Source organism: Citrobacter sp. CK188 (assembly GCF_030333525.1).
Taxonomy (GTDB): domain Bacteria; phylum Pseudomonadota; class Gammaproteobacteria; order Enterobacterales; family Enterobacteriaceae; genus Citrobacter_B; species Citrobacter_B koseri.
Genome location: NZ_JAOWFU010000038.1, coordinates 87,056 through 94,897, shown reverse-complemented (window position 1 = coordinate 94,897; position 7,842 = coordinate 87,056). Strand labels below are relative to the sequence as shown.

General features: G+C 52.9%; 6 protein-coding genes, 2 tRNA genes and 1 other RNA gene. 7 read left to right on the top strand and 2 right to left on the bottom strand.

The window, feature by feature from the left end:
- Positions 1-5 precede the first annotated feature (5 nt).
- From OGV67_RS20940 to pnuC, 5 genes are all read left to right on the top strand, one after another.
- A non-coding RNA gene (locus OGV67_RS20940) (RtT sRNA) lies at positions 6-174 on the top strand.
- A gap of 45 nt (positions 175-219) precedes the next feature.
- Positions 220-295: transfer RNA gene (locus OGV67_RS20935), tRNA-Lys, on the top strand.
- Between the two features lie 132 nt (positions 296-427).
- Positions 428-503 (top strand) — tRNA-Lys (locus tag OGV67_RS20930).
- Positions 504-900: 397 nt separating this feature from the next.
- Entirely contained in the window at positions 901-1,944 is a 1,044-nt protein-coding gene (nadA, locus tag OGV67_RS20925; protein WP_115614949.1) for a quinolinate synthase NadA, read from the top strand.
- 24 nt (positions 1,945-1,968) lie between these two features.
- Complete coding sequence (pnuC, locus tag OGV67_RS20920) at positions 1,969-2,688, top strand: nicotinamide riboside transporter PnuC (RefSeq protein WP_047458055.1); 720 nt, start codon at positions 1,969-1,971, stop codon at positions 2,686-2,688.
- Here the strand turns inward: pnuC and zitB are convergent.
- Together zitB and OGV67_RS20910 are read right to left on the bottom strand one after the other, a co-directional pair.
- Positions 2,685-3,626: a CDF family zinc transporter ZitB gene (zitB, locus tag OGV67_RS20915; RefSeq protein ID WP_115614948.1), complete on the bottom strand. Its 942-nt coding sequence runs from the start codon at positions 3,624-3,626 to the stop codon at positions 2,685-2,687. The two genes, pnuC and zitB, sit on opposite strands and share 4 nt — an antisense overlap.
- Before the next feature lie 112 nt (positions 3,627-3,738).
- Complete coding sequence (locus OGV67_RS20910) at positions 3,739-4,113, bottom strand: YbgS-like family protein (protein WP_110494523.1); 375 nt, start codon at positions 4,111-4,113, stop codon at positions 3,739-3,741.
- 315 nt (positions 4,114-4,428) lie between these two features.
- Here OGV67_RS20910 and aroG point away from each other — a divergent pair, with 315 nt between their 5' ends.
- Positions 4,429-5,481 (top strand): 3-deoxy-7-phosphoheptulonate synthase AroG, encoded by a 1,053-nt coding sequence (aroG, locus tag OGV67_RS20905; RefSeq protein ID WP_012133235.1) that lies wholly within the window; start codon positions 4,429-4,431, stop codon positions 5,479-5,481.
- Between the two features lie 183 nt (positions 5,482-5,664).
- Positions 5,665-7,833, top strand: a complete 2,169-nt coding sequence (locus OGV67_RS20900; protein ID WP_115614947.1) for a TonB-dependent receptor — start codon at positions 5,665-5,667, stop codon at positions 7,831-7,833.
- Positions 7,834-7,842 lie beyond the last annotated feature (9 nt).

Sequence of the window (7,842 nt, the reverse complement as noted above, 5' to 3'; positions counted from 1 at the left end):
GTCGTTAGCTCAGTTGGTAGAGCAGTTGACTTTTAATCAATTGGTCGCAGGTTCGAATCCTGCACGACCCACCAGTTTTAGCATCACACTCAGATGTTAAGCGTGAAGGATAACGTTGCATCAGCAACGGCCCGAAGGGCGAGGCGAAGCCGAGTCATCCTGCACGACCCACCAATTTTAAATTGGTGCCGAGTAAAATCTTTCAGGTAACACCCGTATGGGTCGTTAGCTCAGTTGGTAGAGCAGTTGACTTTTAATCAATTGGTCGCAGGTTCGAATCCTGCACGACCCACCAGTTTTAAAGGTGGTTACTGGTAGAGAACGTGAAGGATAACGTTGCGTCAGCAACGGCCCGAAGGGCGAGGCGAAGCCGAGTCATCCTGCACGACCCACCATCCTGAATGATTAAGCAGTAAAATCCCGCAAGGGGTCGTTAGCTCAGTTGGTAGAGCAGTTGACTTTTAATCAATTGGTCGCAGGTTCGAATCCTGCACGACCCACCAATTTTAACATTGCACTCAGATGTTAAACGTGAAGGATAACGTTGCGTCAGCAACGGCCCGAAGAGCGAGGCGAAGCCGAGTCATCCTGCACGACCCACCAATGTAAAAAGGCGCCCTAAAGGCGCCTTTTTGCTATGCGCAGAATTTGTGCCTGATGGCGCTGCGCTTATCAGGCCTACAGCGATACACTCGTTCAGGTCGGATAAGACGTCAGTCGGCGACCCGTAGGCCGGATAAGGCGCTTGTGCCGCCATCCGGCATTATCAAGCGCAATTGTTGTGACTTTTGCCAGCCAATCGGCTATCTTGTTTAGCATATAAAACAAATTTAACCGATTGCGGCGTGGGTTACGCTTTATATCGGTTATTTCGTTAAGCCAGTAAAACGAGAAAGCATGATGAGCGTAATGTTTGACCCGGAAGCCGCAATCTATCCGTTTCCGCCGAAACCGACCCCGCTAAGCGTGGATGAAAAGCAATTCTACCGCGAGAAAATCAAACGTCTGCTGAAAGCGCGCGATGCCGTCATGGTGGCGCACTATTACACCGATCCCGAAATCCAGCAACTGGCTGAAGAAACCGGAGGATGCATTTCCGACTCGCTGGAGATGGCGCGATTTGGCGCGAAACATCCTGCCTCCACGTTGCTGGTTGCTGGCGTCCGTTTTATGGGCGAGACGGCTAAAATTCTCAGCCCGGAAAAAACCATCCTGATGCCGACTCTACAGGCGGAATGCTCGCTGGATCTGGGCTGTCCGATTGACGAATTTAGCGCGTTTTGCGACGCCCACCCGGATCGCACGGTAGTGGTTTACGCCAACACGTCTGCTGCCGTCAAAGCCCGCGCTGACTGGGTTGTTACCTCCAGTATCGCTGTTGAACTGATTGAACATCTGGACAGTCTGGACGAGAAAATTATCTGGGCGCCGGATCGTCACCTGGGACATTACGTGCAAAAGCAGACCGGCGCGGATGTGCTCTGCTGGCAGGGAGCCTGTATCGTTCATGATGAATTTAAAACCCAGGCGTTGACCCGGATGAAAGGTTTGTACCCGGATGCCGCCGTGCTGGTGCATCCTGAGTCGCCACAATCGATTGTCGATATGGCGGATGCCGTCGGGTCTACCAGCCAGCTGATTAATGCCGCCCGCACGCTGCCGCATAAGCAGCTTATTGTGGCGACCGACCGGGGCATTTTCTATAAAATGCAGCAGGCGGTGCCTGATAAAGAGTTGCTTGAAGCGCCGACAGCCGGAGAAGGGGCGACCTGCCGTAGCTGCGCGCATTGTCCGTGGATGGCGATGAACGGCCTTAAGGCAATTGCTGAGGGGTTAGAGCAGGGCGGGCAGGCCCATGAGATTCACGTTGACCAGGCGTTGCGAGAAGGGGCGCTGCTGCCGCTCAACCGTATGCTGGAATTTGCGGCTACACTACGAGCGTAAAACGTAAAACGCTCTGGGGGAAAGATGGATTTTTTTAGCACACAGAACATTCTGGTTCATATTCCAATTGGCGCTGGCGGTTACGACCTGTCATGGATTGAAGCTGTCGGCACCGTTGCGGGTTTGCTGTGTATCGGGCTTGCCAGCCTGGAAAAGATCAGCAACTATTTTTTCGGCCTGATTAACGTGACGCTATTCGCGATCATCTTTTTTCAGATCCAACTCTACGCCAGCCTGCTGCTTCAGGTATTTTTCTTTGCCGCCAATATTTACGGCTGGTATGCCTGGTCCCGCAAAACAAGCCAGCATGAGATTGAATTGAAAATTCGCTGGCTGCCGCTGCCAAAAGCGCTGGCCTGGCTGGCGGTATGCGTGGTGGCGATAGGCCTGATGACCGCGTATATCGATCCGGTATTTGCTTTCCTGACGCGCGTCGCCGTCAACCTGATGCAGGCGCTGGGATTGTCGGTTGCCGTGCCGGAATTGCAGCCTGATGCCTTCCCGTTCTGGGACTCCTGCATGATGGTGCTGTCGATTGTGGCGATGATCCTGATGACGCGCAAGTATGTCGAAAACTGGCTGCTGTGGGTGATTATCAACGTGATAAGCGTGGTGATCTTCGCACTGCAAGGCGTCTATGCGATGTCGCTGGAGTATCTGATCCTGACCTTCATCGCCCTGAATGGCAGCCGGATGTGGATCAACAGCGCGCGCGAACGAGGCTCACACGCGCTTTCCAGTTAGTGGTGATGGTGCGAATGGCCGGATAGCCCCTGATTCAGGTGGCAGTCCGGCCCGTTGCACGGCTGATATTCCATCTGAATGGTGGCGTGCTCAATCTGGTAATGGTGAATCAGGAAATGCTGGATGCGCGCCAGCAACGCGTCATGATCGTGCGGCGGAATCACCTGTACATGCAGCGTCATCACGGGTTTTTCTCCTATCATCCAGACATGGACGTGATGCACATTGCGTACTTCGGGAATATCCCGGCTGAGATGGCGACGCAACGCCGCGATATCCAGCGAAACCGGCGCGCCTTCCAGTAATTCATTTACGCTGTCTTTTAACAGACGCCAGGCGCTGCGTAACACCAGTATGGAAACCAGGATCGAGAGAATCGGGTCCGCTGGCGTCCAGCCTGTCCAGATGATAATCAGTGCGGCAAAAATGGCGCCGACCGATCCCAGTAAATCCCCCATCACATGCAGCGCGGCGGCACGCACATTGAGGTTTTTTTCTTCATTCCCCCGGTGCAGGAGCCAGAACGCGAACATGTTGGCGAGCAAGCCCGCCACTGCGATAGTCATCATCATGCCACCTGCGACAGGTCGTGGCGTATAGAAGCGCTGAATGGCTTCCCAGACGATTAAAAGGGTAATCACCACTAATGCGATGGCGTTAACAAACGCGGCCAGCGTTGTCAGTCTCAGCCAGCCGAAAGTGTGGCGAATGGTTGGAGGACGCCGGGAAAACTGTACGGCCATCAGAGCGAACAACAGGGCTGCGGCATCGGTAAGCATATGCCCGGCGTCGGCCAGCAGCGCCAGCGATCCTGAAAGAATGCCGCCCACCACTTCAACCAGCATAAATCCGGCGGTGACACAAAATGCGAACAGCAACCGACGGGCGTTCTTATCTTCCGGCAGATGCGAAGCAGTATGAGAGTGTGAATGTGCCATCGTGTCATCCCTTTGTTATTTTCATTATTACTGTATGACATCATACAAGTTTTGGGCCGACAAAATAAAAAGGAGAGCGTCAGCTCTCCCGTTACCTGGCCTTTTTTCAGGCTTACTGCGTGGTGCCATCGGTTTTAGTATCAACGTCGTTGTTGATGCCGTCGCCGGTCTCCACTTTCTTATTCACGTCCGGGCAGCGGCCGTCCTTACACATGGTGTTTTTATGCACTTCATCGGAGGTCATGCCGTCGTGGTTCATTGATGAGCCATCCGGGTGAAGCATGGTGCCGCCGGAATTAATCTGGCTGTTGTCCACATTGTTTGGCGCGATGTTTTCGCGGGCGTCAGGGGCGACCTGTCCGGCATCCGCCGAAGAGTTTGCCTGTCCGTTGTTGGACTGCGTATTCGCGTCAGCGGCCAACGCTGCGCCACTGGCAAGGCTGAGTATGGCAGTAAGAAAAAGTGTGGCCAGTTTTGTCATTTTCATAAGATGCTCCTGTTATGGTCGATATGTCGGATAACTCTTCCAACAGTGCATGTGCCAGTAAAATCTCAGAGAGGGGTTAAAGATCCCGCACTGGCGATTTAGCCCAGCAGAGAATCTTGAAAAAACTCACAAAAAGAGTGTTTACAGTTAAAAATTGTAGGTTAGATCTCGTTTTTCGCTACTTTCTGGCGTTTTTTTTCCTAATTCCAGGATTAGTCCGTTCGAAGTGTAAAAGTCAGTTTACACTTTTTAGACAAAGAGATAGATTGAAGGGATTGCATTTAATTAGATAAGTATGGCAACACTGGAATAATCATGAATTATCAGAACGACGATTTACGTATTAAAGAGATCAACGAGTTATTACCGCCAGTCGCACTCCTTGAAAAATTTCCCGCTACAGAGAATGCAGCAAACACCGTTGCCCATGCCCGCAAAGCGATTCATAAAATCCTGAAAGGGAATGACGATCGCCTGCTGGTGGTGATTGGGCCGTGCTCAATTCATGATCCGGTTGCCGCCAAAGAGTATGCCGCTCGTTTAATGACGTTGCGTGAAGAGTTAAAAGGCGAGCTTGAAATTGTCATGCGCGTCTATTTTGAAAAACCGCGCACCACGGTGGGCTGGAAAGGGCTGATCAACGATCCGCATATGGATAACAGCTTCCAGATTAACGATGGTCTGCGTATTGCCCGCAAGCTATTGCTCGACATTAACGACAGCGGATTACCCGCTGCGGGTGAGTTCCTTGATATGATCACCCCGCAATATCTGGCGGATCTGATGAGCTGGGGCGCGATTGGCGCACGTACCACGGAGTCTCAGGTACACCGCGAGCTGGCCTCCGGTCTTTCCTGCCCGGTCGGCTTTAAAAATGGCACCGACGGCACCATCAAAGTGGCGATTGACGCCATCAATGCCGCCGGTGCGCCTCACTGCTTCCTCTCCGTCACTAAGTGGGGGCACTCCGCCATTGTGAATACCAGCGGCAACGGCGACTGCCACATTATTCTGCGTGGAGGCAAAGAGCCAAACTACAGCGCGCAACATGTGGCAGAAGTAAAAGAAGGTCTTGCTAAAGCGGGGCTTGCGCCGCAGGTTATGATCGATTTCAGCCATGCGAACTCCTCCAAACAGTTTAAAAAGCAGATGGACGTTTGTGCGGATGTTTGCCAGCAGATTGCGCGTGGCGAAAACGCAATCATTGGCGTGATGGTGGAAAGCCATCTGGTGGAAGGTAATCAGAGCCTGGAAAGCGGCGAACCGCTGACCTACGGTAAGAGCGTTACCGACGCCTGCATCGGCTGGGAAGATACGGATGCGCTGCTGCGTCAGTTGTCGAATGCGGTGAAAGCCCGTCGCGGATAATTCCTCCTGCCAACGCACGTTGCGCAATTGAAAAACCGGCAAATCAGGCCGGTTTTTTTCTACTAACTGTTTGTAATCCAAAAGAGTTAGTTCTTTGTTTAAAAGTTTTGATGTGATCGTGATCAACTTTTTACACTTATATCGGTCGTAATATAAATTTTTACATAACGATTGATAATACAAATGAATAAGCCCACTCAACTGGCAACGCTGTTGCCTCTTCTCATTTCCCTGGCGCCGCACAGCGCACATGCGGCAAACACCTCTGAAGATGAAATTATCGTCACCAGCCAGCCTTCTGCCGATACCACGCATGCCGCTTCCGGCGCTGGATTCAAAACCAATGATATCGATGTCGGGCCGCTGGGCAATAAAGCCTGGGTTGATACACCGTATTCGACCACAACCGTCACCAAAGAGATGATTGAGAACCAGCAGGCGCAAAGCGTGAGCGAACTGCTGAAATACTCGCCCAGCACACAAATGCAGGCGCGCGGCGGCATGGATGTCGGCAGACCGCAGAGCCGGGGGATGCAGGGCAGCGTGGTTGCCAACAGCCGCCTGGATGGGTTGAACATCGTCTCAACCACCGCTTTCCCCGTTGAGATGCTGGAACGCCTGGATGTGCTCAACAGCCTGACCGGCGCGCTGTACGGCCCGGCAAGTCCGGCCGGGCAGTTTAATTTTGTCGCCAAACGCCCAACGGAAGAGACGCTGCGCAAAGTCACTCTGGGTTATCAAAGCCGGAGCGCCTTTACCGGGCATGTCGATTTGGGCGGACACATTGATGATGACAACCGTTTTGGCTATCGCGTGAATGTGCTGAATCAGGAAGGTGAAGGGAATCTGGATGACAGTACGCTGCGCCGTAAGTTGCTTTCCGTGGCGCTGGACTGGAATATTCAGCCAGGTACGCAATTGCAGCTGGATGCCAGCCACTATGAGTTTATTCAAAAAGGCTATCCGGGTAGCTTCAGCTATGGCCCGAACATTAAATTACCTTCCGCACCCGATCCCAAAGATAAAAATCTGGCGCTCAGCACGGCCGGGAACGATCTGACAACCGACACGGTGAGCACGCGTCTTATTCATTATCTCAATGATGACTGGTCCGTAACGGCAGGCGTTGGCTGGCAGCAGGCGGATCGTGCGATGCGTAACGTATCCAGCAAAATTATCAATAACCAGGGCGATATCAGCCGTTCGCTGAAAGACTCTACTGCCGCAGGACGTTTTCGCGTACTGAGCAATACCGCCACGCTTAACGGTCATGTTGATACCGGTTCTGTCGGGCATGATATTGCGCTCTCGACCACCGGTTATGTCTGGTCGCTGTACAGTGCGAAAGGGACGGGGCCGTCTTATAGCTGGGACACCACCAATATGTACCACCCCTCTGAGATGTACGAAAAGGGCGATGGCAAAATCATAACCGGTGGGGATCGTTATAAATCCAGCGTCAACACGCAACAGAGCATTACCCTTGGGGATACCGTGACTTTCACGCCGAAATGGTCGGCGATGTTCTACTTGAGCCAGAGCTGGATTCAGTCGCAGAACTACAATAAAAGCGGTCATAAAACCGGCCAGATTGATGAGAACGGTTTAAGCCCGAATGCGGCGTTGATGTATAAAATCACCCCGAATGTGATGGCCTACGTCAGCTATGCGGAGTCGCTGGAACAGGGCGGGACGGCGCCAACCAATAGCGACGTGAAAAATGCTGGGCAAACCCTCGACCCGTATCGCAGCAAACAATATGAGATGGGGCTAAAAGCCGATGTCTCCGGGATGAATCTGGGGGCGGCGCTGTTCCGTCTTGAGCGTCCATTTGCCTATGTCGATCCCGGCGACAACGTCTATAAGGAACAGGGGAATCAGGTCAATAACGGTCTGGAATTGACGGCCTCCGGTAATGTCTGGCAAGGGCTGAATATCTACAGCGGCGTGACGCTCCTCGATCCGAAACTGAAAGATACGGTGAGCGATACCACCAGCGATAAACGGGTGGTAGGCGTACCGAAAGTACAGGCGAACGTGCTGGCGGAGTACAGCTTACCGTCGATGCCGGAATGGGTATACAGCGCTAACGTTCATTATACCGGCAAGCGTGCCGCCAACGATACCAACACCGCATGGGCCAGCAGCTACACCACCTGGGACCTGGGCACCCGCTACACCACGAAAATCAGCAACGTGCCGACCACCTTCCGCGTGGTGGCTAACAACGTGTTCGATAAGCACTACTGGGCATCAATCTTCCCGTCAGGCACCGATGGCGATAACGGTTCACCCAGCGCCTTTATCGGCAGCGGGCGTGAAGTTCGCGCCTCCGTCACGTTTGATTTTTAAAGGATGGAG